The sequence below is a fragment of the Ruegeria sp. CL5 genome (assembly GCF_056536485.1).
This window is the reverse complement of record NZ_JBQFPS010000004.1, coordinates 56116-81020: the sequence shown is the minus strand read 5'-3', so window position 1 is coordinate 81020 and position 24905 is coordinate 56116. Positions and strand designations below refer to the sequence as shown.

31 protein-coding genes are annotated in these 24905 nt (G+C 56.1%); 12 read left to right on the top strand and 19 right to left on the bottom strand.

The window, feature by feature from the left end:
- Positions 1-4: 4 nt before the first annotated feature.
- From ACR0IU_RS08330 to pip, 5 genes are all read right to left on the bottom strand, one after another.
- On the bottom strand, positions 5-628 hold the full coding sequence (locus ACR0IU_RS08330; protein WP_170473632.1) for an RNA-binding protein: 624 nt from the start codon (positions 626-628) through the stop codon (positions 5-7).
- 22 nt (positions 629-650) lie between these two features.
- Complete coding sequence (gene nusA, locus ACR0IU_RS08325) at positions 651-2264, bottom strand: transcription termination factor NusA (protein ID WP_480715919.1); 1614 nt, start codon at positions 2262-2264, stop codon at positions 651-653.
- Positions 2264-2854, bottom strand: a complete 591-nt coding sequence (rimP, locus tag ACR0IU_RS08320) for a ribosome maturation factor RimP (protein ID WP_010442531.1) — start codon at positions 2852-2854, stop codon at positions 2264-2266. The genes nusA and rimP overlap by 1 nt, the downstream gene beginning before the upstream one ends.
- A 160-nt stretch (positions 2855-3014) precedes the next feature.
- On the bottom strand, positions 3015-3833 hold the full coding sequence (locus ACR0IU_RS08315; protein ID WP_480715918.1) for an ABC transporter substrate-binding protein: 819 nt from the start codon (positions 3831-3833) through the stop codon (positions 3015-3017).
- Entirely contained in the window at positions 3830-4807 is a 978-nt protein-coding gene (pip, locus tag ACR0IU_RS08310) for a prolyl aminopeptidase (RefSeq protein WP_170775883.1), read from the bottom strand. The genes ACR0IU_RS08315 and pip overlap by 4 nt, the downstream gene beginning before the upstream one ends.
- Before the next feature lie 48 nt (positions 4808-4855).
- Here pip and ubiG point away from each other — a divergent pair, with 48 nt between their 5' ends.
- Entirely contained in the window at positions 4856-5602 is a 747-nt protein-coding gene (gene ubiG, locus ACR0IU_RS08305) for a bifunctional 2-polyprenyl-6-hydroxyphenol methylase/3-demethylubiquinol 3-O-methyltransferase UbiG (protein WP_480715917.1), read from the top strand.
- Positions 5603-5863: 261 nt separating this feature from the next.
- Here ubiG and ACR0IU_RS08300 read toward each other — a convergent pair whose 3' ends face one another.
- The 4 genes from ACR0IU_RS08300 to ACR0IU_RS08285 are packed head-to-tail and all read right to left on the bottom strand — an operon-like array spanning position 5864 to position 8209.
- A complete protein-coding gene (locus ACR0IU_RS08300) occupies positions 5864-6304 on the bottom strand; it encodes a MarR family winged helix-turn-helix transcriptional regulator (protein WP_010442526.1) in 441 nt (146 codons plus the stop codon).
- A 15-nt stretch (positions 6305-6319) separates the two neighbouring features.
- The gene (locus ACR0IU_RS08295; RefSeq protein ID WP_480715916.1) at positions 6320-7150 is read right to left on the bottom strand and encodes a carbon-nitrogen hydrolase family protein; all 831 of its coding nucleotides are present in this window, start codon (positions 7148-7150) and stop codon (positions 6320-6322) included.
- Positions 7150-7407: a glutaredoxin 3 gene (gene grxC, locus ACR0IU_RS08290; protein ID WP_010442524.1), complete on the bottom strand. Its 258-nt coding sequence runs from the start codon at positions 7405-7407 to the stop codon at positions 7150-7152. The genes ACR0IU_RS08295 and grxC overlap by 1 nt, the downstream gene beginning before the upstream one ends.
- Before the next feature lie 37 nt (positions 7408-7444).
- A complete protein-coding gene (locus ACR0IU_RS08285) occupies positions 7445-8209 on the bottom strand; it encodes a double zinc ribbon domain-containing protein (protein ID WP_480715915.1) in 765 nt (254 codons plus the stop codon).
- On the opposite strand from ACR0IU_RS08285, the gene ACR0IU_RS08280 reads away from it, so the two are divergent.
- Both ACR0IU_RS08280 and hemH read left to right on the top strand, forming a co-directional pair.
- Positions 8190-9020 carry a methyltransferase domain-containing protein gene (locus ACR0IU_RS08280; RefSeq protein ID WP_480715914.1) on the top strand — a complete coding sequence of 277 codons (831 nt, stop codon included), beginning with the start codon at positions 8190-8192 and terminating at the stop codon, positions 9018-9020. The genes ACR0IU_RS08285 and ACR0IU_RS08280 overlap by 20 nt on opposite strands.
- Before the next feature lie 55 nt (positions 9021-9075).
- Positions 9076-10125: a ferrochelatase gene (hemH, locus tag ACR0IU_RS08275; protein ID WP_480715913.1), complete on the top strand. Its 1050-nt coding sequence runs from the start codon at positions 9076-9078 to the stop codon at positions 10123-10125.
- 75 nt (positions 10126-10200) lie between these two features.
- On the opposite strand, the gene ACR0IU_RS08270 is transcribed toward hemH, so the two are convergent.
- Together ACR0IU_RS08270 and ACR0IU_RS08265 are read right to left on the bottom strand one after the other, a co-directional pair.
- Complete coding sequence (locus tag ACR0IU_RS08270; RefSeq protein ID WP_010442520.1) at positions 10201-10383, bottom strand: hypothetical protein; 183 nt, start codon at positions 10381-10383, stop codon at positions 10201-10203.
- Between the two features lie 139 nt (positions 10384-10522).
- The gene (locus ACR0IU_RS08265) at positions 10523-11122 is read right to left on the bottom strand and encodes a L,D-transpeptidase (protein WP_319545686.1); all 600 of its coding nucleotides are present in this window, start codon (positions 11120-11122) and stop codon (positions 10523-10525) included.
- A gap of 169 nt (positions 11123-11291) precedes the next feature.
- Here ACR0IU_RS08265 and dalA point away from each other — a divergent pair, with 169 nt between their 5' ends.
- A complete protein-coding gene (gene dalA / locus ACR0IU_RS08260; RefSeq protein WP_480715912.1) occupies positions 11292-11807 on the top strand; it encodes a divisome-associated lipoprotein DalA in 516 nt (171 codons plus the stop codon).
- 582 nt (positions 11808-12389) lie between these two features.
- Here the strand turns inward: dalA and ACR0IU_RS08255 are convergent.
- The 7 genes from ACR0IU_RS08255 to ACR0IU_RS08225 all read right to left on the bottom strand — a co-directional run bounded on the left by ACR0IU_RS08255 (position 12390) and on the right by ACR0IU_RS08225 (position 17168).
- Complete coding sequence (locus ACR0IU_RS08255) at positions 12390-12854, bottom strand: PTS sugar transporter subunit IIA (RefSeq protein WP_170473601.1); 465 nt, start codon at positions 12852-12854, stop codon at positions 12390-12392.
- 58 nt (positions 12855-12912) lie between these two features.
- Positions 12913-13476 carry a ribosome hibernation-promoting factor, HPF/YfiA family gene (hpf, locus tag ACR0IU_RS08250; protein ID WP_010442515.1) on the bottom strand — a complete coding sequence of 188 codons (564 nt, stop codon included), beginning with the start codon at positions 13474-13476 and terminating at the stop codon, positions 12913-12915.
- Positions 13477-13728: 252 nt separating this feature from the next.
- Entirely contained in the window at positions 13729-14487 is a 759-nt protein-coding gene (gene lptB / locus ACR0IU_RS08245) for an LPS export ABC transporter ATP-binding protein (RefSeq protein ID WP_170473598.1), read from the bottom strand.
- Positions 14487-14978: an LptA/OstA family protein gene (locus ACR0IU_RS08240; RefSeq protein WP_260023698.1), complete on the bottom strand. Its 492-nt coding sequence runs from the start codon at positions 14976-14978 to the stop codon at positions 14487-14489. Before ACR0IU_RS08240 ends, lptB begins: the two co-directional genes overlap by 1 nt.
- Positions 14979-14981: 3 nt before the next feature.
- Positions 14982-15590 carry an LPS export ABC transporter periplasmic protein LptC gene (locus tag ACR0IU_RS08235; RefSeq protein ID WP_480715911.1) on the bottom strand — a complete coding sequence of 203 codons (609 nt, stop codon included), beginning with the start codon at positions 15588-15590 and terminating at the stop codon, positions 14982-14984.
- Positions 15591-15594: 4 nt separating this feature from the next.
- Entirely contained in the window at positions 15595-16557 is a 963-nt protein-coding gene (locus ACR0IU_RS08230; protein WP_010442511.1) for a KpsF/GutQ family sugar-phosphate isomerase, read from the bottom strand.
- Positions 16554-17168, bottom strand: coding sequence for a ribonuclease D (locus ACR0IU_RS08225; protein ID WP_170546744.1), 615 nt, complete (start codon positions 17166-17168; stop codon positions 16554-16556). The genes ACR0IU_RS08230 and ACR0IU_RS08225 overlap by 4 nt, the downstream gene beginning before the upstream one ends.
- A gap of 133 nt (positions 17169-17301) precedes the next feature.
- Between ACR0IU_RS08225 and ACR0IU_RS08220 the strand changes: the two genes are divergently transcribed.
- From ACR0IU_RS08220 to ACR0IU_RS08185, 8 genes are all read left to right on the top strand, one after another.
- Entirely contained in the window at positions 17302-17559 is a 258-nt protein-coding gene (locus ACR0IU_RS08220; RefSeq protein ID WP_010442509.1) for a metal-sensing transcriptional repressor, read from the top strand.
- 3 nt (positions 17560-17562) lie between these two features.
- Complete coding sequence (locus tag ACR0IU_RS08215; protein WP_480715910.1) at positions 17563-18882, top strand: MFS transporter; 1320 nt, start codon at positions 17563-17565, stop codon at positions 18880-18882.
- Between the two features lie 56 nt (positions 18883-18938).
- Positions 18939-19367, top strand: a complete 429-nt coding sequence (locus tag ACR0IU_RS08210) for an Lrp/AsnC family transcriptional regulator (protein ID WP_170473559.1) — start codon at positions 18939-18941, stop codon at positions 19365-19367.
- 72 nt (positions 19368-19439) lie between these two features.
- Positions 19440-20117 (top strand): lytic transglycosylase domain-containing protein, encoded by a 678-nt coding sequence (locus ACR0IU_RS08205; RefSeq protein ID WP_480715909.1) that lies wholly within the window; start codon positions 19440-19442, stop codon positions 20115-20117.
- Between the two features lie 9 nt (positions 20118-20126).
- The gene (flhA, locus tag ACR0IU_RS08200; protein ID WP_480715908.1) at positions 20127-22211 is read left to right on the top strand and encodes a flagellar biosynthesis protein FlhA; all 2085 of its coding nucleotides are present in this window, start codon (positions 20127-20129) and stop codon (positions 22209-22211) included.
- A complete protein-coding gene (locus tag ACR0IU_RS08195) occupies positions 22208-22981 on the top strand; it encodes a flagellar biosynthetic protein FliR (RefSeq protein ID WP_480715907.1) in 774 nt (257 codons plus the stop codon). The genes flhA and ACR0IU_RS08195 overlap by 4 nt, the downstream gene beginning before the upstream one ends.
- A complete protein-coding gene (gene flhB, locus ACR0IU_RS08190) occupies positions 22978-24063 on the top strand; it encodes a flagellar type III secretion system protein FlhB (protein WP_480715906.1) in 1086 nt (361 codons plus the stop codon). The genes ACR0IU_RS08195 and flhB overlap by 4 nt, the downstream gene beginning before the upstream one ends.
- Positions 24063-24422 (top strand): hypothetical protein, encoded by a 360-nt coding sequence (locus ACR0IU_RS08185; RefSeq protein ID WP_480715905.1) that lies wholly within the window; start codon positions 24063-24065, stop codon positions 24420-24422. Before flhB ends, ACR0IU_RS08185 begins: the two co-directional genes overlap by 1 nt.
- A 54-nt stretch (positions 24423-24476) precedes the next feature.
- Here ACR0IU_RS08185 and ACR0IU_RS08180 read toward each other — a convergent pair whose 3' ends face one another.
- Complete coding sequence (locus ACR0IU_RS08180; protein WP_480715904.1) at positions 24477-24836, bottom strand: flagellar basal body-associated FliL family protein; 360 nt, start codon at positions 24834-24836, stop codon at positions 24477-24479.
- Positions 24837-24905 lie beyond the last annotated feature (69 nt).

Sequence of the window (24905 nt, the reverse complement as noted above, 5' to 3'; positions counted from 1 at the left end):
CTTCTTACCCTTCCGAGCGGCCCTTGCCGCCGTCATCCTTTTCGCGCAAGCCACGCAGGCGCTGCGCTTCCTCTACAACACGTTTGGCGAGTCCGCCAGAGGCCATGGCCGCATGAATCACGGTTTGGCGCCCAAATGCCGCCCCAAGCTCATCCGCAGTCAGCCAGCCGATGTATTTTCCAAAGTGCGGCGTGCTGAGTTTCGACTTACCGCGCCCCGATCCGTCCGAGGCTTGAATCAACACCTGGGCCTCTTCCCGGTCCAGCCACGACTTGACCTTTTCATACCCGGCGACCGCATCTCCGGACTTGCGCGCCAAACTGATCAGCTCGATCACCCGGCGCGCCACCTGTTTTTCGACCTCATCTGTTAGATCCTTGGCCGCACTCACCTGAGCCTTGAACCCACGCGAGAACAGTTTCTTACTCACCGCTTTGTCCAGCGCGGCGCGATCCGCCGCCACATAGACCCCGCGCCCCGGCAATTTAGCCGCAACATCGGGAAAGACCTGACCGTCCGGCCCTGCCACAAAGCGGATCAAGCCATATTTAGGCTGAATCTCGCCAGTGGCGATGCACTTGCGTTCAGGGCCTTCCGACCGATCCTTTTGGACGCCACCGCGACCCATGTCAGCCACCCGAGGCCTGAGATCAGGCCTCGACCCCCTCATCGGTTGCTTCGCCGTCTTCTTCGGCCTGCTCCAATTCAGCCGGATCAACCCAGCCCAACATGATGCGCGCCGTCATGACCAAGTCCTGAGCCTCTTCCAGCGTCACGCCGAAAGGTTCCAGAACACCATCATCCTTGATGCGCTCACCATCAACTGTGGTCCAGCCACCGGCCAGCTCCCAGTCGGCGCAAGTTGCGAAGTCTTCCAGCGTCTTCACGTCATCCTTGGCCAACGCTTCTACCATTTGGGGTGTCAGGCCTTCGAATTCAATGAGGCTGTCCTCGGCGCCCAGCGCACGGGCCGCATCCAACGCTGCCTTGGCTTGCGCTTCAAGGAATTCACGAGCGCGCGTCTGCAGTTCTTGCGCGGTGCCTTCGTCAACGCCGTCAATGACCAGCAGTTCCTCAATTTCGACATAGGCCACTTCTTCGAGGTTGGTGAATCCTTCCGAAACCAGCAGTTGCGCGAAGAACTCGTCCAAATCCAGTGTTTCCATGAACAGCTGTGTACGGGCTTCGAACTCTTTCTGACGACGGGCCGATTCTTCGGCTTCAGTCATGATGTCGATGTCCAGATTGGTCAGCTGGCTGGCCAGGCGCACGTTCTGACCGCGGCGACCGATGGCCAGCGAAAGTTGCTCTTCGGGTACAACCACTTCGATCTTACCGGCTTCTTCGTCCAGAACGACCTTGGAAACCTCTGCAGGCTGCAGTGCGTTCACCAAGAAGGTCGGCTGATCTTCGTTCCACGGGATGATGTCGATCTTTTCACCCTGCAGCTCGTTCACAACGGCCTGCACGCGGCTGCCGCGCATACCAACGCAGGCACCCACGGGATCAATCGAGCCGTCATACGAGATCACAGCGATCTTGGCGCGCGAGCCGGGGTCACGAGCCACGGCCTTGACCTCAATGATGCCATCATAGATTTCGGGCACTTCCATCTTGAACAGCTCAGCCATGAATTCCGGCGCGGTGCGCGACAGGAAGATCTGGTGACCACGCACCTCACGGCGGACTTCCTTGATATAGGCGCGCACACGGTCATTCGGGCGATAGCTTTCGCGGCCGATCTTGTCATTGCGACGCAGAACGGCTTCGGCACCGCCCAGATCGACGATGACGTTGCCGAATTCCTCGCGCTTGACGGCACCGTTGATAATGGTGCCCGCGCGATCCTTGAATTCTTCGTATTGACGGTCACGCTCAGCTTCGCGAACCTTCTGCAAGATCACCTGCTTGGCGGATTGTGCCGCGATACGGCCCATCTCAACCGGCGGAACCTCTTCAACGAAGACATCACCGACCTCAGGGTTTTCCATATATTGTTTGGCCTGCTCAACGGTGAACTCAGCCTGATAGTTCTCAAGTTCTTCATCTTCAACCACGGTACGGACGCGGGTAAAGGTCGCCTTGCCGGTTTTGCGGTCAATCGACACGCGGATATCCATTTCCGCGCCGTAGCGGCTCTTGGCGGCACGGGCGAGCGATTCCTCCATCGCTTCGACAACCAGACCGGGGTCGATCATCTTTTCGCGGGCCACGGCCTCGGCGGTCTGCAGCAGCTCCAGCTGGTTGGCTGAGGTGATTGCCATCAGTTCGTCTCCTCTTCGGACCCTTCGGTCTCTATCTCGTCGAAAGCGTTTTCGTTCAGGGCACCGGCGTCTTTGCGCTGGCGCAGCATTTCCTTGATCAGGTCATCGGTCAGGACCAGCTTGGCGTCGCTCAGCCAGTCGAATTGCAGACCGATGGTGATCGTCTCGTCCCCCTCGGGGATGTTGATCAGAACCTCATCCCCTTCGATCCCGGCCAGTTCACCTTTGAAGCGGCGGCGACCGTCGATCAGTTCGGCGGTTTCGATCTTGGCCTCATAACCCTCGAACGTCTCAAAGTCTTTGAGACGGGTCAAAGGCCGGTCGATACCGGGGCTGGAGACCTCAAGCGTATAGGCGTCAAGGATCGGGTCTTCGACGTCCAACGTGGCGCTGACGGCGTTTGAAATCTCGGCGCAATCGTCCACTTCGATGCCGCCATCGGGCTTGTCGGCCATGATCTGCATCGTGGTGGTCTTGCCGCTCATCAGGCGGATGCGCACCAGCTCATATCCCAGATCCTCGATCACGGGTGTGATGATCTCGGCCAGTCGCCGGTCAATGGCTGCTTTGGCTATCAAGTCGTTTGTCATTCAGGTTCTCTACCCTGTCATCGGGCACAAAAAAACGGGCGCGCGGCCCGTCGAGATTTCCGGTGGAGCCCCGGACCAGAAGTCCAACGCGCCGCTGTTGCAACTGCATATACGCAGGCTTTTCCGAGTCTGCAACCCCCGGCGAAAATCGTGATCGGATTTAGGCCAGCCACCACCGCTCGGCGATGCGCCCATCGTCCAGCGACCCCCTGCCAATCTGACGCGGCATGCCAACATGCGCGGCCACCGCCAGCGCCATGTCGGTCTTACTTGGATGGTATCTGAGACCGCGTTGAACCTTAAGCTCATCACCTTCGGGCAGGGCAGCAATGTCCACATAGCCATCCCGCAAAGCCTCGGCCCGCACACGCGCATCAGGGATCACAATGATTTCCAACGCATCAGCCCAACCCGCGTGGCCATTTTTGTAGTGGCCCGCCACCTTGCGCCCAAGGAAATGGCGAGAATCCTCGGCCCGTTCTACACGATAGCACCCCGTGCCCGTTGCCGTGTTCAATGGGGTAACTCCCTGCCCGTCACGTGTCACGACAAACCGACTGTCGGCAAGCAAGAAGGGCAAACCAGGATTGGGCGCGGCCAGTTCCAACCTAACGCGATCAGGGGCTAGGGCCTCCGCGCGTCCGATGTCTGAAAATACCGCCGCTACATCGTCTGCATGCATGGCGGATCCATCATGGAACATCGCGTCGTCGCGTAGATCAAAGCTCCATACACGCGCGTGTTCTTCTGCCTGCCAAGCTTTTGCCAGTTCGCCGCGCAAGGTCCCATCTGATGCGACTTCGGTCAGGGTGTCGAACACGGCCCCGCGCGCTAATATTTCCAAACTCTCATCGCGCGGAACCGCAAGCCGCAGCTTGCCACCTGTCTTTGGTGTATCCGCCAGCGACCCGCCCGTCGCCGCCAGCAAGGCGGCGGCAGCACCCGAGGCAAACAATGCACGACGGTCGATCCTGGTCATGCCGTACCCTCCGCCACGCGGTCCATAATCCGGACCAGCTCAACGCTTATACCCGGTTCTGACAAGGCGTGCCCTGCCTGGCGCACCATTTTCAAGTCAACGCCAGGCCATCGCTGCGCCAGGTTCCAGGCCGCTTGCGGTGGACAGATCATATCATACCTTCCCTGCACGATATGGCCGGGAATATGCGCGATGCGGTCCATCTGGTCCAGAATCTGGCCGTCATACTCGAGAAACGCACCGTTCCTGAAATAGTGATTTTCCAGACGTGCAAAGGTACGGGCGTATTCCCCGGGGCTTTCCCCAACCGATCCGTTGGTGTGGATTGAGGCCAGAGCGTTCTCCCAATGAGACCAAGCGCGCGCAAAGAGGATCTCGGTCGCACGATCGCCCGAAAAGAGACGCTTGTGATAGGCATTGATCGCGTCAGACTGTTCGGCCTCGGGCAACAGGGATGCAAACTTGGCCCACTGTTCCGGCCAAAACTTGCCCGCACCGCCACCATAAAACCAATCGAGCTCGGCCTGTGTCGCCAGAAACACGCCGCGCAACACCAAACGGTTGACCCGATCCGGGTGTGTCTGCGCGTAAATCAAAGCCAGTGTTGCACCCCAGCTGCCGCCAAAGACAATCCAGTCCTCGATACCAAACAGCGTTCGCAACCGTTCGATATCCGCGACCAGATGCCAGGTCGTATTGTCTTCGACCGAGGCCGTGGGCCTTGAACGGCCACAACCGCGCTGATCAAAGAGAATCACCCGGTAGACATCCGGGTCGAAATAGCGCCGCATCGCGGGGCTGCAACCGCCACCCGGCCCACCATGCAGCACCACGACCGGTATCCCATTGGGATTACCGCATTGTTCCACATAAATGCGGTGCCCATCGCCCATATCAACGACGCGCTGATCGAACGGATCGATCGGCGGGTAAAGATATTGAACTGCGCGCTTTTGGTCCGGGTACTTATCCATTACGGCCCTATATAGTCCTTAAGCGTAAAAGAGCACACGGAGACAGGAATGCAAGCGCATCCGAACACGGTCGACCCGTCCGAGATCGCAAAATTCGAGGCGATGGCCGCCGAATGGTGGGACCCACATGGGAAATTCAAACCTTTGCACATGCTGAATCCGTGCCGTCTGGATTATATCACACAGCAGATCGCGGGTGAGTTCGACCGCGATCTCAAGACTTCACATCCCTTTGAGGGGCTGCGCCTGCTGGATATCGGCTGCGGCGGCGGGCTGCTGAGCGAACCGATGGCGCGATTGGGCGCGACGGTCGTGGGCGCCGACGCCGCTGAAGGCAACCTGCCCGTCGCCCGCATCCATGCCGAGCAATCGGGGTTGCAAATCGATTATCGCCACACCACCGCCGAGGACATGGCAGCCGCAGGTGAGCAGTTTGACGTGGTGCTGAACATGGAAGTGGTCGAACATGTGGCCGATCCGCTGGGTTTCCTGACCGCCTCGCAGCAGTTGTTGAAACCGGGCGGGCTGCTGATCTGCTCGACCATCAACCGCAACCCGAAATCCTATGCTATGGCGATTTTCGGGGCCGAGGTCGTCATGCGCTGGCTGCCGCGCGGCACGCATGAGTGGAACAAGTTCATCACGCCGGATGAGCTGTTCGACCTGCTGCGTCAGGCCGGACTGGAGCCGGTGGACCGCAAGGGCTTTGTCTTCAACCCGATCTTGTGGAGCTGGTCGATCTCGGACCGGGATTTGAGCGTGAATTATGTGACGGCGAGTGTGAAGGCAGGATAGGATGGGTGTAAACACCATCCAAATACTGACAAAAATTAACTCTTCAAAAGCTATTTAGATGGAACTTGAGCGCGGCATCGCTCTTTATCAATCGGGGAGCGATTTACAGGCGAGAGCAGCTTTCAAACGTGCCCTTCAATATTCACACGCAGCCCCACAGAGTTGGGTACAAGGCTCATTGATCGTATGAACACCTTTGAAGATATGGGCGCTGTAGATCTTTGAGAGTCGGTTGTCTCGAAAACCAAATAGTTGCGCTCTTCACTCCCCCTCCAACTGCAACCGCAAATCTCGCAGCACCGGCAGCGTGCTGCGGACGCGCTCCAGCCCCAGCTCTCCGACGACGCGGTTGATCAGCGGGGCAATCGAGGAAATCGCCTGATCGCGCGCGCGGCGGCCGGCGGGGCTGATGGCGACCATTTTGCGGCGGGCGTCGTCCCAGTCGGGGCGTATGTGAATGTATCCAGCCCATTCCAGCTTGGCCAAGGTGTTGGTCATCGCTCCGCGCGTGACGTGGAACGTGTTGGCCAGCTGCGCCGGGCTGCGTTCATCTCCGACAAAGACCAGATGGTTCAGAACTGAGAAATGTGAGATTTCCATGCCCTTGGGCAGCACCCGGCTCAGCCGGTTGCGCAATAGCTGGTCTGCGGTCAGTATTTCGCTGAAAAGCGTGACCGCCAGGGCATTTTTCTCGTCCGTCATAAGCCCGGTTCTGGATCAGGGACCTGTGAAAGGCCGTACATGGGTCAATGAGGGCACGCGTCGGCGCGCCTCGGACACAGAACTATCATGCAATTCGAAAAAGTGAATGCCCGGATCGGTGCCTGCGTCGATGACGACCTCTCCCCAAGGGGCCACGACGATGCTGTGGCCATGGGTATATCGGGTCTTGCCGCGCGTCTTTGGATGCGCGCCAGTCTGCGCCGGGGCAAGCACCCAGCAACCTGTTTCAATCGCCCGCGCGCGCAGCAGGGATTCCCAATGTGCAGCACCTGTGACCGGCGAAAACGCTGCCGGGACGGTTAGAATCTGTGCTCCAGCCTGCGCCAGCGCTGCATAAAGATGCGGAAAGCGGATATCATAGCAGATCGTCATACCAACTTTCCCGAAATCTGTATCTGCGATCACGGCATACTCGCCGGGGCGATAGTTCTTCGATTCGCGGAACGTCTCGGTCTCACTGACCTGCACGTCAAACATGTGGATCTTGTCGTATCGCGCCACGATCTGCCCCTGCCGATTGATCATGAAGCTACGGTTGGCAAAGCGGCCATCGGCATCGTGGGTCTTGATCCCCAAAGAGCCGATCAGCAGCCAAACACCCAAATCAGCGGCGTGCTTGCGCAGGCCAGCCAGAGTGATGTCATCCTCTTCATGCTGCAGAACTTCGTGCTGCCGCGTAGTGCTGGTCGAGACGCAGTTCGTCACCTCGGGGGTCAGTATAAAGCCCGCGCCTTGCTCTGCAGCCTCGGCCATCATGGCGCGCACCATGTCCAGATTCTGGACCGGGTCGTCCGACGAGGTGATTTGCAGCAGAGCGGTCTGCATCAGGCCGCGAGCAGGCGATCCAGCTTGCCCTGACGTTCAAGCTCGTAGAGGTCATCGCAACCGCCAACATGAGTTTGGCCGATGAAAATCTGCGGGACAGTGCGTTTCCCACCCGCCCGCTGGATCATCTCGGGTTTGCGTTTGGGATGCATCAGCACGTCGACTTCCGAAAACTTGACGCCTTTCTGCTTCAACAACCGTTTGGCAGCGTGGCAAAAGCCGCACAGCGGCGAGGTGTAGATTTCTACCGGCTTCATATTCCGTCCCTTTGGGTTTCGCACATTCTTGGGCGAATTAGGCATCCTTGGCAACGCGCGCCAGTACCAACACGAAAATATGATTTGCTCCTGAAGCACGGCAGACACGCGCGCAGGCCTCCAGTGTCGCACCCGAGGTCATAACGTCATCGACCAGAAGAATATCGCGGCCCTGTGTCATACGTTCCCGTTTCGGATGTACAGCTATGGCATCGGCGAGTGCTGCCGCGCGTTCAACCGCTGTTTTGCCATCCAGGACAGGCGTGCGTCTGGTTCGAACCAAGAGATCAGGGCATACGGCCAGACCCGTTTCCTGGCCCAGATGATGCGCAAGCAATGCGGATTGGTTATATCGCCTGCGGATCATTCGGGACCAATGCAGCGGGACTGGCGCGATCAACATGTTGGGGCGAAACACCTCGGATCCGGCTCGTGCCATCCAGCGCGCAGCCGGGCGCGCCAATTCCGTACGATCCCCATGTTTCAACGCCAGTATCAGCGATTTGGCACCCCCTTGATACATCAGAGCTGCCCGACCGTCCTGCCAAGCGTGTGGTTTTGTGAGGCAGTCGTCGCATTCGATTCTATGCCCATCCCGTGCGCCGGGGACCGGCACGCCGCAACTTTCGCAAACTGCGCCGCCGATAAATGGTGTGTCTCGCCAGCATGGACCGCAGAGGCCAAAGTCGGATTCAGTCAGCGCACCGCATGAAAGGCAACGCGGGGGATAGATCATCTCGACAACGGTTTGAATCCCCCGACGAATGCGATACTTGCGGCTTATGAAACTGCCGTCCGACACTGCACCCTCTCTGTTTGACCGCGCTGCCCTCGCGCTCCACCGCAGCCGCGCGCAGGATGAGGCGCTGTTTCTGCACCGCGCCGCTGTTGACGAGGTTCAGGATCGTCTATCGATGGTTAATAAAACCTTTAAGGCGCCTGTCATCGTGACCCCGTTCCCACACATCTGGGAAGGATTATGGACCGAGGCCCGGTTCATCCCGGATGATGAGGTTCTGGACCTGACGCCAAGCGCGCATGACCTGGTTATACACGCGATGGCGCTGCATTGGGCAAACGACCCGGTTGGCCAATTAATCCAATGCCATCGTGCTCTGAAACCTGATGGTTTGCTCTTGGTCGTGTGCTTGGGCGGCGAAACCCTTCAGGAGTTGCGTTCAGCACTGGGTCAAGCGGAGATTGAGATTACGGGCGGTCTAAGCCCGCGTATTGCGCCGATGGCAGAATTACGTGATCTGGGCGCGTTGCTGCAACGGGCTGGTTTGGCTTTGCCCGTTGCAGACAAGGCAACGTTATCTGCCGAATATCGCGACCTTAACCATCTGATGCATGATTTGCGCGCGATGGGAGAAACCAATGCGCTGCAAGATCGTCTGAAGCAACCGACCCGGCGGGCTGTTTTCGAGAAAGCGCAGGAAATCTATGCCGCTCATTTCGCAACCTCCCAAGGCCGTTTGAGGGGAACTTACGAACTGGTCTGCCTGACAGGCTGGTCACCTGATGACAGTCAGCCCAAACCTTTGCGTCCGGGATCGGCCCAAATGCGCCTTGCTGATGCGTTGGGCACGGATGAGGGCAAACTGCCCGATTGACGACCGGCCTTTTCCCGTTATCTCAGGCCAGACACATAAATTCAGGAAGCTTCACATGTTTGATGCCACTCGTCCTACCCACGCGCCCGCAGAGCATCCCAAGGTTAAAACGGGACGTGTCGGTGTCCTGCTGGCCAACTTGGGCACACCTGATGATTATAGCTATTGGCCCATGCGGCGTTATCTGAACGAATTTTTGTCAGACAAGCGCGTGATCGACTACCCGGCCTGGAAATGGCAGCCCATTCTGCAAAGCATCATCCTGACCAAACGCCCTTTCAGTTCGGGCGAAGCGTACAAGTCGATCTGGAATCACGACAAGGGTGAAAGCCCTTTGATGACGATCACCAAGGACCAGACTGCCAAGATACGCGAGGCGATGCACGAACAGTATGGCGATCAGGTCATGGTCGAATTCTGCATGCGCTACGGTAATCCTTCGACCCCTTCAAAGGTGCGCCAGATGGTGGAAGAAGGCTGTGATCGCATCCTTTTCTTCCCGCTCTACCCGCAATATGCCGGGGCTACGACCGCCACAGCGAATGATCAATTCTTCCGTGCTTTGATGAAAGAAACCTGGCAGCCGGCCAGCCGAACTGTGCCGGCCTATTTCGATGAACCCTGTTATATCGACGCACTGGCAAGTTCGGTCGAGCGTGCCTATGCAGTGATGGAGACCAAACCGGATGTCCTCGTGTGCTCGTATCACGGTATGCCGGAACGCTATCTACAGCAAGGTGATCCCTACCATTGCCAGTGCGTCAAAACCTCAAGACTTCTGAAAGAGCGTTTGGGTTGGTCAGATGACCAGCTTGTCTCAACCTTCCAATCGCGATTTGGGCCGGAAGAGTGGCTGAAACCCTACACCGTCGATCATGTGGCCGATCTTGCTCGGGCAGGTAAGAAAAATATCGCCGTTATCGCGCCTGCATTCTCTGCCGACTGCATCGAAACGCTGGAAGAGATCAACGAAGAGATCAAGGAAAGCTTCGAACATGCGGGTGGCGAATCGTTCACCTATATCCCGTGCCTCAACGATGATGATTCGCATATCGCGGCACTGAGCAAGGTGATCCAAGACAATTTGCGCGGCTGGTTGGAATGACGGCCACTTAACCAAGCACAAAAAAAGGCGGTGGTTTGCACCACCGCCTTTTTAAATTGATAAAGTCTCGTCGACTTAGCTTGCTGCAACAGCTGCGGCAACTACAACCAGCAGGATCAGCGGCAGGATGATGCCCTGCGACGAACCTTGGGTTTCTTCGACAACTACAGGTGCTTCAACAACCGGCTCTTCCAGGTTGCCAGCATATGCGGTCGAAGCAGCAGCAGTCAGAGCAGCAGCGAGAACGAGTTTCTTCATATTAACCTCCAGAATTTGCGCGATTCCCAATAGCGAAACCGCACATCTAAGACTTACCTCGTGAGTTTTTCTAATCAGCTATCCCCATGGATTGCAATTGCAACTTACGTAAATGGCAGGTTCGTGCGCGAAAATGTCGTCAAATTAGCAACACTTGCGTACCGACCTTGGCCATTGAGAACAACTCAGCGATATCTTCGTTGAACAAACCAATGCATCCGTTCGAAGACCGACGGCCGATTTTGCGTGTATCATGGGTGCCGTGAATGCGATAATATTTCCAACTCAGATATAAAGCGTGCGTACCCAATGGGTTATCAGGCCCCGGCGGGATATAATCAGGCCATTCGGGGTTGCGTTTTTTCATCGATGGCGTCGGTGACCAACTTGGACCCTCGACTTTGCGGATGACACTGGTGCGCCCACGACGGGTCAATTCTTCGGTCAATGGCACTGACGAGGGGTACAGTTTGTATACGGATTGATCATCTGACCAATAATGCAGCGCTCGGGATACCGTATCGACCAGAATGGCCCCGTTTCTGGTATTGGAAAAGTAAGGCTGCCAATCCATCGCCCTGAATCCGGATACATTGCGTCGTACCTGAGGCTCAGGTTCGGGCGCAGGGCGCAACGGATCACCCGGAATGTATTGGGCCAGCGCAGGCGAAGCCAAACTGGCAGTGGCTGCCGCCAGAAAGCCGCGACGCGTCGGAGACAAAAGAGTTTTCTTGACCATGTTGAGCGGTCCTTTGTTATGAGCACATGCAATTTCTGTGATATTTTATGGCCAGAATGCCTCAATCGCAAATCAAACCGGCAGAATCACGCAAGGTTGGGCCTTTGTGCGTTTGCTCTGGGCGCTCAGGCAGGCTATTTCCTTGGTCGACACTAAATTCAGGCCGATCATGACACGTATTCTTTCTCTTCTAGCGATTTGTTTAGTCGCACTTGCCGCATGTACCGATTCGGGTACGACAACTCTTGGTGCTGATGGCAGGCCATTGCCGAGCGTCTATAAAATCCGCGGCAACCCAGAGAAGTTGCAGTTCCGGATGCTGGATTCAGTAAACGCACTGCGGCAAGCCTCAGGTCTGCAGCAAGTTCAGTTGAATGCAAAACTGAACGCAGCCGCCGAGACTCACTCTAAGGACATGGCCCGCCAAAATCGGCCTTGGCATTTTGGTTCGGATGGGTCTTCCCCCCTGGATCGGGCTTCGCGGGTTGGGTATTATGGCACCTTCCTGGGCGAAGCGATCTCGGAGACCTATGAGACTGAGACGGAAACGCTGGCTGCTTGGATGCAGGAACCCGGACCGCGTGCGGTAATAATGGACCCCAAAGCCACACAGATGGGCTTTGCCTGGCATCAGGAAAAAGGCGGTAAAATCTGGTGGACATTGGAGATGGGCACCGGCGGCTGAGTATTCCGGTCGCAGGCCGAACGAACCTTTGACTGTCTATCACCCTTGCGAAACGAGCACCCTCGCAGACTTTTGCGAGGGTGCTGTCATTTCAGAGACGCTATTTTGGTCAAAATAATGAGTGAGCACAGAGGGCAATCCGAAAAAGGTGGTGGCGTTGGATAGCAACTTGCATTGGATTTTAACGCTGCTTACGCGGCATCTGCTAAAGCGTGACATAGTTCACGGTGATATCCATCGTGTTCCTCTAAGCAATCCCAATGCGAATTAAGATACCCAGACAAAACAGAAAATGGATATCGCTGATTTTGTTCGGCGGAATCGCGACATTCCTGATGCTCGGCGGCGAGTTTACAGGTTCGCACGACGCATGTCGCCTAAAGTGCTTTACATTAACAATGCAGGAATGGGTGGATGAAGGACACAAAATCTATGTGATCGCCGGCCTCTACCTAGCCGCCATATTCAGTTTTCTTTGGGATCATCTTTAGTTGGACTGATCAGCCCTGTATTGCCCGCAAAAGGCGGCGCCAACGATGACTACCTTGCCGTCGTTCAACGGATTCTTCGTTTCTTAGTACCCTACGCCGCTTGCATCGACTGAGCTTCGGTCAGAATAGCATACAGCTTTACCGGATCAGGATTTGCCCGCAACTTCGCGCAGACCGATTGCTCACGCAATGTGCGCGAGACCAACGCCAGCGCCTTCAGATGCTCAACCCCGGCTTCTTCAGGGGCAAACAGCGAAAACGCCAGATCAACGGGCTGACGGTCGACCGAGCCAAAGTCGATGGGTTTCTCGAGCATGACAAACACACCCGAGACCGATTCCAGTTCCGACAACCGAGCGTGTGGAAGCGCAACACCATGGCCAACGCCAGTCGGGCCAAGGCTCTCCCGCTCGAGCAAGCTTTCAACGATGGCCTGCGCATCCAGCCCAAGCGTCGCAGCGCCTACGTCGCCAATTTCCTGAAACAATCGCTTCTTACTGGACGCAGCGGACAATACACGCACCGCTTCGGGCTTTAGAATACTCGAAAGCTCCATCAATCTGCTCCTAAGCCGTGCCCCCTCTGCGAGGGGGCGTTCCGACTATTCTTGCCTGTTACGGATCAATCCAGCCAATATTGCCGTCCTCACGACGATATACGACATTCAATCCGTCCTTGTTCTCATTCCGGAACACCAGCACCGGGGCACCGGCAAGTTCCATTTGCATAACAGCTTCCCCAACACTGAGCGATGGGATCTTGGTCTCCATCTCAGCCACAATCATTGGCTGCAGCGATTCGGGTTCATCCGCCGTGTTCGATTCGTCAGAGGCGAGGATATAAGAGGACGCGCCAAAGAGTTCAACCGGCTCGGATCGATCCTTATGGTGGTCTTTGAGGCGCCGTTTGTAACGCCGTAGTTGTGTCTCCATCTTGTCACAGCAGCCTTCAAACGCCGCATAAATCTCGGTCGCATGAGCCTTGGCCTGAGCGGTCAGGCCAGTCGACAGATGCACAGTGGTTTCGCATACATATTCATGCGCCGAACGGGAAAAGACGACGTTGGCGTCAGTCGGTCGCTGGGCGTACTTGCCCACGACCTCGCCCAGTTCGGTCTGCACGTGGGTCTGCAGCGCCGCACCGATGTCGATCTGTTTTCCGCTGATTTGGTAACGCATGTGATCTCCTTCACAATTCACACCCATTCTGACGCCGCGTAACGCGACTGACTTGTTTTTATCGGGTGGGGGGTATCGGCATTTTCTGCGGTTGCCGCTGATCCTGCCCTTCCAAGAAGGGACATCGAGATCCTGACTGGAACCGAAGCAATGCCATGTCCCAATTGATGCAAGGGACGACGGGAGAGTCAATCAAAACAGATGTGTTTATGCGAGATTTCCGCCATGCGCCCGGCGCATTTCCGCGTAAACTTATGAAATACGGAAGTTTTCGCCCAGATAGACCCGACGCACATTTTCGTTTTCCACCACCTCGTCTGGGGTGCCGGACATCAGAACTTGACCGTCATGCAGAATGTAGGCGCGATCCACAATTTCCAGCGTTTCCCGGACGTTGTGATCCGTGATCAAAACCCCGATACCCCGTTTCTTCAGATCAGCCACCAAATGCCGGATATCACCGACACTGATCGGGTCGACCCCTGCAAAGGGCTCGTCCAACAGCAAATAATTCGGATCGGCGGCCAAACAGCGCGCGATCTCAACCCGGCGCCGCTCTCCACCAGAGAGAGCAAGCGCTGGCGCGCGGCGCAAATGTTCGATCGAGAAATCCGATAACAGCTCTTCAAGCCGCTCTTTCCGGCGATGAGCGTGTTTGACCGTGATATCCAGAACCGAGGCGATATTGTCCTCGACGCTCATACCGCGGAAAATTGACATTTCCTGTGGCAGATAACCGATACCCAACCGCGCACGGCGATACATTGGCAGAGTCGTGACGTTCTGCCCGTCAATGGTCACGGTACCTGCCTCGGGAAAAACCAGCCCTGCGACGGAATAGAACGTGGTGGTCTTGCCCGATCCATTCGGCCCCAGCAGCGCCACGACCTCAGATCGGTTCAGCTCCATAGACACGTCACGGATGACGGTCTTCTTGCGATAAGACTTCCGCAGCTTCTCGATTTTCAGACCGGAAGAGCCTTCAGCGATGGACAATTCGGGACGGTTCATCAGTTGCCACCTTGCTGCAGGATCGTCTTGACGCGCCCTGACATCGTTGCGGTTCCGGACGTCAGATTTGCGATCATCTGATCACCGCTGATAATGCTGGGCCCCTGAGTCAGCAGCACATTGCCCTTCATTTCAATCACACCGGAATCGATGGTGTATTCCGCCCAATCACCTTCGGCAGCGTCAGGTGGACTGACCAGAACGACATTTTCCGTCGCCTCCATCCGATCAATGGCCGAACGTTCTTCGTTATAGATGACAAGAACGCGATCTGCCGTCAGGCGCATTTCACCCTGTATGACGATCACGTTGCCGATAAACTCGGCAGAGCCGTCTTCCTGATTTACGTTCAGAGTCTCGGACGTGACTTCAACCGGCAGGGTCGGGTCCGCGTTCACCGATCCAAATGCAACCTGAGCCTCCTGCGCAAATGCAGGCGCGGCCCCAACTGCGATGGCACAACACAAAACGGCGACACGTAAATCGAACACAAGTTATCTTTCTGCTTTTTGCGGCTCGTATATCAGCTTCACGCCGCCTGTAAAAAGAATATGGACCGGACCGTCCTTTTTTACAGTCCCAAAAATCATTCGCCCTGCGGTAAAGTCGCCAATCGGACCCGTTCCGTCAATCTGACCTGGGCTGTCGCCGCGGATTTCATCCAAAGATGTATTCAAAAGGTCAGTCGTTACCTGAATACCATCCGCCGTCGTGATGACTACATCGCCCACAAATGTCGCGGTGCCCTTGTCTGGCCGGATCATGCCCGTATTCGATTCTAGTGTAATCTCGCCACCGCTGCTCAACTCAAATCGCCCCTGAACCTCAGACGCCGTTGGGGTTTCTAGTTCACCACTTTGGCTGGCACGACGAGCCTCGACCCGAATCCCTTCGCCCTTGCGGGTTACGCCTTTGTAGTCGGGGCGGGTAACAACCTGATCTGTCAGTCGCTCTCCAATATCCTGATCATTGAAGGGCACCGATACATTGGTGTCGATGCTGCGGGACAGCAAAAACACAGAGGACAATATAAGAATCGCCGCCAGTGGTAGCAGAACTTTCAGAAACTGCACCCAACGGGAATGGCGATCCACCTCGGCCATTTCCTTAACCCAGCCCTACACGCAGACAGTCGTGGATATGCAACAGCCCCGATGTCGGACCATTGGTCTCGGGATCCACCACAAAAAGAGAAGTGATCTTGCGATCATTCATGATCGAAACCGCCTCTTCTGCCATTGCGTTTGGCGCGATGGTCAGAGGATTTTCGGTCATTACCTCGGTGGTGTTTTTGTTCAGTAGCCCGTCCATGTTTCGACGCAGGTCACCATCCGTGATAATGCCCAGCAAACAGCCGGCCTCATCAGTAACGCCAACGACCCCAAAGCTCTTCTGGCTCATAACCAGCAGTGCCTCGCTCATCGGAGTACCGGCAGTTACCAGAGGCATATCTTTGTGCATCAAATCGCGCACGGTGGATAATTGCGCCCCCAGTTTGCCTCCTGGGTGGTAGGCACGAAAATCCTCGGGCCTGAAATCTCGGTATTTCATCAACGCGATTGCCAAAGCGTCACCCATCGCCAACGTCAGAGTGGTCGAGATCGAGGGAACCATACCAAATCCGCAGGCTTCTCCCATCGATGGAATAAGCAGGTGCACGTCAGCCTGCTTCATCAACGTGCTTTCGGGCTTGCTGGACAGACCAATCAGCGGAATTCCAAAACGCCGCGTAAAGGCCAGCAGATTGGCAAGTTCCGGCGCTTCACCTGAGTTCGATATAGCCAGAACCACATCCCCTTTCGAGACCATGCCCAAATCACCATGGCTGGCCTCGGCCGGGTGGACAAAATAGGCTGGCGTACCGGTACTAGCCAAGGTCGCCGCGATCTTGTGGCCGATATGCCCGGACTTACCGATACCGCTAATGATGATGCGGCCTGTGGCCTGCAGGATCAGCTGCACAGCTTCGGCAAAATGCTCGTCCAAGCCTTCGGCAAGGACGTCCAAGGCACGGGCCTCATCGGTGATGACCTGGCGTGCAGTTTTCAAAAAGGACTCAGTATCTGTCATGAGTGCGCAAAAATATCAGTTTCGGGCCAGCCTGCGAGGTCAAGCTTCGCACGCGTGGGGAGGAAATCAAAACAGGCCTGTGCCACCTCGGTACGGTCTTCACGGGCAAGCCGACCGTCCAGCGCGTCGCGCAGACGGTGCAGATACAATACATCCGATGCAGCATAGTCCAGCTGAGCATCCGTCAGGGTTTCCGCACCCCAATCGCTCATTTGCTGCTGTTTCGAAATATCGACACCCAGCAGTTCCTGACACAGGTTCTTCAGGCCATGGCGGTCGGTGTAGGTACGCACCAACCGGCTGGCGATCTTGGTGCAATAGACCGGCGCTGCAAGCACACCGAACGCGTGATACATGGCTGCAATATCGAAGCGGCCAAAATGGAACAGCTTCAACACATTGGGGTCCTCAAGCATTGCACAGAGGTTCGGAGCTGATGATTGACCCTTTTCGACCTGAACGATGTGACAATTTCCATCCCCACCCGACATCTGGATGACACACAGCCGGTCCCGATGCGGGTTCAGCCCCATGGTTTCGCAATCGATGGCCACGACCGGGCCCATATCCAACCCTTCGGGCAGATCGTTTTTATACAGGTAATTCGCCACGCCGACTTCCTTTGTGCGGTCTCGACCCCGAGATAGGAGGTTTCGCAGCCAAACTCAACGTCCTCGGTGCGCGCGTAGTTATAGCATCGCGACTAACTTGACAATAACCCCATGGGGAGGATAAGGATACGCCATGACATCCCATACCCATAATTCTCACCCGCAGATCACCGCGCGCCTGAAACGCGCGCACGGGCATTTGGCCAAGGTGATCACCATGCTCGAAGCTGAAGCCCCCTGCGCTGACATCGCTCAGCAGCTTTTTGCGGTGGAGAAAGCTATCACAAACGCCAAGCGCGTGCTGATCCATGATCATGTTGATCACTGCCTGTCTGGTGAAGCGGATCAGACTGCCATCGAAGACTTCAAAACAATAACCAAGTACCTCTGACCAATGCTCAGCGTCCTGACAAATCGCACCTATCGGCATCTGCTGGCTGCCCAGATTGTGGCCCTGACAGGCACCGGTCTGGCGACAGTGGCGCTGGGGCTTTTAGCATTTGATCTGGCCGGAGATTCAGCAGGGTTGGTTCTAGGCACCGCGCTAACCATAAAGATGGTAGCCTATGTCACTGTGGCTCCTCTTGCCGCAGCCTTTGCCGAACGTTTGGACCGGCGTAGAATGCTTGTGGCATTGGACATTGTGCGTGCAATCGTCGCTCTGTGTTTGCCATTCGTCACTGAAATTTGGCAGGTCTATGTGCTGATCTTTGTCCTGCAATCGGCTTCTGCCGGGTTCACTCCGGCCTTTCAGGCGACGATTCCTGACGTTCTGACAGACGAACAGGACTATACCAAAGCCCTGTCTCTGTCGCGTCTGGCATACGATCTGGAAAGTCTTCTAAGCCCGATACTGGCCGCCGCACTCTTATTGATCGTCAGTTTCGACAGTCTGTTCCTGGGCACCAGTATTGGCTTTGTCGCTTCCGCCCTGCTTGTGGTGTCTGCAACACTGCCTTCCCCAAAACCGAAAGAACCACGCGGCATCTATGACCGAACCACCCGTGGTATCAGAATATACCTCAAGACCCCGCGCCTACGTGGCCTGTTGGCTCTGAGCTGGAGCGCAGCGGCCCTTAGTTCGATGGTGATCGTTAATACCGTTGTGATCGTGCGTGGTGATCTCGACCTGTCTGAAAGCGCTGTTGCCATTGCATTGGCCGGTTTTGGTGGTGGTTCGATGTTGGCTGCGTTCGCGCTGCCACGCCTGCTGGATCGGATCCCTGATCGTCGTGTCATGCTGAGTGGTGCCACAATGGCAACCGGAACAATGGCGGTGGCCGCTATTCTGGCCGCAACCATACCGATGACGCTAGGCGTGCTGACTGCGATCTGGATACTGGTTGGCTTTGGATATTCTAGCACTCTGACACCATCGGGTCGCCTGCTGACCCGATCTGCACATCCCGAAGATCGCCCGGCAGTCTTCGCCGCCCAATTCACCCTGTCTCATGCCTGCTGGTTGGTGCTGTATCCGTTAGCCGGATCGCTGATGACCTGGTTTGGTTCGACGGTCGCCATGGCCGGGATGGCCACCGCTGCCGTTTTGGGCCTTATCTTCGTGATAAGGGTTTGGCCTCGCACCGACGCAAAATCTGTGGTCCACAACCATCCGGAACTGTCGCCGGATCATCCGCATCTCGCAGGACCCAAACCGCATGCCCATCCGATCATCATTGACGAGTTGCACCCTCGCATTCCTCATGAACCTTGAGCTTTGCCCGGCATCTACCTTAAACCCGGGCACACCTGCCTCATCCCGGAGACCGCATGGACCAGCTTGACCGACGCATCATCGCCGCTCTCCAACACAACGCGCGCGACTCGACTACGCGCATCGCGGCAATGCTGGGTGTTGCCCGGACAACTGTGCATGAACGCATTAATCGCATGGAAGAGCGGGGTGTTATTGCTGGTTACTCCGTCGTACTGCGAGAAAACGAAGACACTCCGAAGGTACAGATCGTTGTGCTGCTAGAAGTGCAGCAAAAGGAAACCACGCGCATCATCAAACGGCTTGAAGCCTATCCCGAGGTGAAGCTGTGCTTGTCGATCAATGGTGAGTTTGACCTGTTGCTGTCAGCCGAAGCCCCACGAATCGAGGACCTTGATATTCTGGTTGACGAGCTCGCGCGCATCCCCGGTGTTTTGCGCACTAACACCAGCGTTGTTTTCGGCCGCAAGATTGATCGAAACTGAGATGCGCTAACCCTCTGTAAACAGATAATTGGCTAGCTTGAGAGGGACTGACCAGAATCCCGGACCGGCAGAATGCCAATTCATAAACTTCTCATTGCTGCGCTTTTGGCGCATGTCTTTCTAGCCCACACCGGACATGCAACATCGACAGCCGCGCTGTGCGATCACGCCGCGCGCCGCGCAGCTCAGGCCGAGGGCGTTCCTCTTGACGTCCTCAGGGCAATTGCTCGGGTCGAAACAGGCCGTACGCTGGACGGTAGACTGGAACCTTGGCCCTGGACCGTCAATCGCGAGGGGCAAGGCTATTGGTTCGCCTCTGAGGTCGAAGCAAAATCTTACGTGTTCGACATCTTCAAATCCGGCACTCGCAATTTTGATGTGGGATGCTTCCAGATTAATTACCGCTGGCACGGCAAGGCCTTTCGCTCGATCGATGCAATGTTCGATCCGGACGAAAACGCCGCTTACGCAGCTCGATTTCTGTCCCAGCTCTATGCGGAGCTTGGATCATGGCCTGCCGCTGCCGGGGCCTACCATTCGCGGACCCACCAGCACGCAGCGGCGTATTCAGACCGCTTTCAGACTGTATTGGCGCAATTGAACGGATCGCCCCTAGTCAGTCGACGCGATCCATTCACAGCTGCGGCAGCTCCGCTCATACCCTTGAGCGCACATCCGGCCGAACAGAAAGCGCTGGGGTCTCTGGTGCCCGATACCACCACCGCCACCGCCTTCATTACGTTTAACTAGGAGCAGGCCGTGCCCCGTATCGATCCCCGCACCTTGTTCTCTCCGACCATTCTGCTGGCATTAGCGTTGATGGCGGTCATCGTCATGATGATCCTGCCAATGCCCGCCTGGGTGCTGGATGTGGGTTTGGCCGCCTCATTTGCACTGGCGATCCTGATCTTCACCCTGACACTGTTCATTGAGCGGCCTTTGGATTTTTCATCCTTCCCGACGATCCTACTGGCCTCACTGATGCTGCGTTTGTCGCTGAACGTGTCCTCGACCAAGCTGATTATTGGGCAGGGGCATACTGGCACCAATGCGGCTGGCGACGTGATCGAGGGCTTTGCTCAATTCGTCATGAGCGGCAGCATATTTTTGGGGCTGGTGGTGTTTGGCGTGCTTCTGATCGTGAACTTCATGGTCATTACCAAAGGAGCGGCGCGCATGGCCGAAGTCGGCGCTCGGTTCGCACTGGACGGAATGCCCGGCAAACAGCTTGCCATCGACAGCGACATGTCTGCCGGAGCCATCGACCACCAGCAAGCCAAAGAACGGCGTGAACGCGAACAACAGGAAACCACCTTTTTTGGCTCGCTCGACGGGGCGTCAAAATTCGTCAAAGGTGACGCCATCGCCGGGCTGCTGATTACGCTGCTCAACCTTGTGATGGGGCTGGTCATGGGCGTTATCGTGCATGGGATGCCAGTCACATCGGCCTTTGAAACCTATGCCATCCTGACCGTCGGCGATGGGTTGGTCTCGCAGATTCCAGCGGTGATCATATCGATCGCCTCCGCTTTGTTGCTGGCGCGCGGCGGTACGCAAGGCGCAACTGACAGCGCGATATTTTCGCAGCTGGGACGCCACCCGGCAGCGTTGGGGACAGTTGCAGTTCTGATGGCTCTGTTTGCGTTGGTTCCCGGCTTGCCGTTTCTGCCCTTTATTCTGGGGGCGGGGGTTCTGGGCTATGCCGCATACTCCGGTATCCGGAAACGAAGCGAAGAAGCCGAGACCGAACCGCAAGTGGTCGATGCTGACACACCGGTCTCGCAAGCCATCGGAGACATCCTGGACCTTGATGATGTACATCTTGAATTCGCACCTGACCTGGTCAGCATGGTATTGAATCCTGGTACCGGCCTAGATGCACGGATCGCCAATATGCGGACCTATGTCGCTTCAAGCTTTGGCCTGATCCTGCCCGAGATACGTCTGACCGACCGTGCGGACCTGCCGACGGGCACCTACGTGATCAAAGTGCAGGGGGTTGAACAGGCACGTGGTGTTCTAAACTCTGAACTTGTGCTTGCTCTGGTGCAAGAAGGGCACGATTTTCTACCCGACGGCACGGACGTGACTGAACCCGTTTATGGCGCTCCTGCACGCTGGATATTACCCAAAGATCAGGAGGCCGCAGCACTCAATGGGGCTACAATCGTCACCCCCCCGGAAATCCTTGCGACCCATCTGCTTGAGATCATCAAACAGAATTTCTCACGCTTGCTAACTCTGAAATCCCTACGCCGCCTATTGTCCGAGATGACGCGGCTCAGCGATCCGACTCGGGCAGAGGCCAACCGCAAGCTGCTGGACGAACTGATCCCCGACAAAGTACCGATCGACACGCTGCATGCAGTCCTGCGGCTGTTGCTTGATGAGCGGGTCTCGATCCGCAACATGGCACTGATTCTTGAAAGCGTAGCCGAAGCGCGCCTGACCACAACTCAGCCCGCAGGGATTTGCGAATTGGTTAGACAGCGGTTGGGTTTTCAGTTGGTCTCTGACATGAAGCGCGAGGACGGATCGATCCCATTGATCCAGCTAGCGCCCGAGTGGGAGGACACTTTCGCCACCTACCAGATCGACGCCCCGAATGCCGGGTTGGATGTGGCACTGCCACCAAATCTGTTCAACAAGCTCGCTGATGGGGTCGTAAACAGCATTGCGCAATCTGCCGATCGCGGATTGTTCCCAGCTGTTGTCACCTCGACCCGGCGTCGCCGATTACTTAGAACCATCATGCAAGCACGCGGCGTTGCAAACCCTGTTCTGTCTTTTGAAGAAATCGGGCTGGAGGCGAGGCCGGCCTTGGTCGGAACGGTATCCGCGTGAGTTCAGCCCCGGCAGAGCTTTTGCCGCTTGTTGGGCAAAACCTGTGGCATCTGTTCGCCGTGTTTCTTCGCGTATCTGCCTTGGTTTCTCTGTTACCCGCATTCGGTGAGCGCAGCATTCCGACGCGGGTAAAACTTGGGGTCGCGGTCGCATTCACGCTGATTATCGTGCCCGCGATCCCTTCCGCGGAAATAGTCCCGGATGCGCCCAACATGGCAGGTTTGATCGGCATTGAAATCCTGATTGGCCTTATGCTCGGCATCGGGTTGCGCTTGTTTGTACTTGCCCTGCAAACAGCTGGGTCGATTGCGGCGCAAGCTACGTCACTGTCGCAGATTCTGGGCGGCGCAGCTACCGAGCCCGTCCCGGCCATGGGTTATCTGCTGACATTGGCCGGGTTGGCGCTGGCAATGTTGCTGGGCCTGCATATACGCGCCGCACAATTCATGATTAACAGTTACATGCTATTCCCCATGGGGGTCCTGCCAGCGGCACCCGACTTTTCACCTTGGGGCATCATACAAATTGCGCGCAGCTTTGGGTTGGCGTTCGCGTTGGCAATGCCATTTGTCATTGCATCGCTGATCTACAACCTCGCCCTCGGTGTGATCAACCGGGCAATGCCGCAACTCATGGTCGCGTTTGTTGGTGCACCGGCAATTACATTCGCGGGCTTGTTCCTACTGTTCGCAGGGGTCCCATTTATCCTGTCAACCTGGTCTGACACGTTGTTCGACTTTCTTCAAAGCCCGCTGCGAGGTCTGCGATGAGCGCATCGGACGACGACAGCGACAAGTCATTTGAGGCCACACCACAAAAGCTTGAAAAAGCCCGCAAAAAGGGTGAAATCGCAAAATCCAATGACCTGTCGGTGGTCGCCGCATATGCTGGTTTGCTCGCCGCACTATTGGTCGCAGGCCCGTATATGGCTGAACAACTTGGTAATCTGTTTGTGGTGCTGATCGAACAGTCAGACCAATTCGCAGGTTTGGTGACCGTCGGTCCAGCCACCTCCACAGTCGCTGGTATTCTGAAATCGACACTGACCCCGATCGCAGTGTTATTCGTTTTACCTGCTGCCGCAGTATTGCTCAGCCTCATTGCACAGCGCGCACTGATTTTTGCCCCAGACAAGTTGAAACCACGCATCTCACGGATCTCGATCATTTCAAATGCTAAGAACAAATTTGGCCGGGGCGGCCTTTTCGAATTTGCCAAAAGCTTTGTGAAATTGTTGATTTACGGCACTTGCCTAGCACTGTTTTTGCGCGCCAATTTGCCTGAGATTCTAACAGCGAGCGCTGCACCCGCACGATCCTCAATCCTATTGATGATGAGTTTGCTCACACGTTTTCTGTTCATCGTCATCACGATTGCATTGGCGATCGGCGTTGTCGATTATCTGTGGCAGCATGCAGAACACCTGCGCAAAAACAGAATGTCGCGCAAGGAAATCCAGGACGAAACCAAAGATTCCGAAGGTGATCCGCATATCAAACAACAACGGCGCCAGCGCGCGCAGGACATTGCAACCAATCAGATGATGGCAGAGGTTCCCAAAGCCGATGTTGTGATCGTCAACCCGACCCACTTTGCCGTTGCTTTGAAGTGGTCTCGCGCGACCGGCAGCGCGCCGGTCTGCGTTGCAAAAGGTGTTGACGAAATAGCCGCGACCATTCGCTCAACCGCCGGTGCGGCAGGCGTGCCTATTCACTCTGACCCGCCGACTGCGAGGGCGTTACACGCCACGGTCAAGATCGGGCAGGAGATTACCGAAGAATATTATCGCCCGGTCGCTGCAGCTATTCGGTTTGCCGAAACCATGCGCAAAAAGGCAAAGGGCCAGATCTGATGAAACGAGATCACATTGAAAGTCTATCGAGTGTGGCCGAAGCGGTATTTCAGCGAGAACACCAAAAGCTTAGCCCTCTGCTGCAACATGAGGCCAAAATACTTCGGCAATTGTCCCTCCTCCAGGCTCAATCGATCGAAGTGAAGTCTGAGAACTCACTGACCAAGGGCTATCAGATTACTGGAGCGGACCTCGTTTGGCACAGTTGGGAAGAATCCACACGACGAAATCTGAATATCGAGTTAGCAAAACTACGTTCGCAAAAACTCGCTGCGATAGACAGCTTACGCGACGCGTTTGGGCGAAAGCAGGCCGTCGCAGAGCTGACACATCGGCTGCAAGAGCACAGGCCGCGCTAACTCAAAACAGTGTATCGGCAAGGGGGAGCTTGGACAGTCTCCAAGCAATGCTGTTTAGGTATCCTGACGGCTGACACTCATAATCAGAACCTGCGATACATCCTGCCCCAGATCCTTTTTAGCCACTTCCAACAATGCCGTACGCAATGCAGCAAGGTTGTCAGAGTGTGTAAAGGCCCCGTCGAAGCCGCCAGTATTGGCGTGATCAAAAAGGACCTGCAGGAAACGGTCTCTCAATTTGGGCTCGATCTCGTAAAACGCCTCGGCCATCCCGGGACGCACTTCAAGGCTAAGAGACATGGTGACCAATGCTGAAATCTCGTCCTCGGCAACTACAGGGACCACGAATTGTTTGGTGAGTTTCAGATACTCATGAGTTGCTGGCGCATCATCTTTTCCGGGGTCGGATTTCATATTCCTTCCCTTTGCCGGTTTATTTTCAACATCAGCTTTATCAGTAATATTCTCTGCGGGCGCGAATGC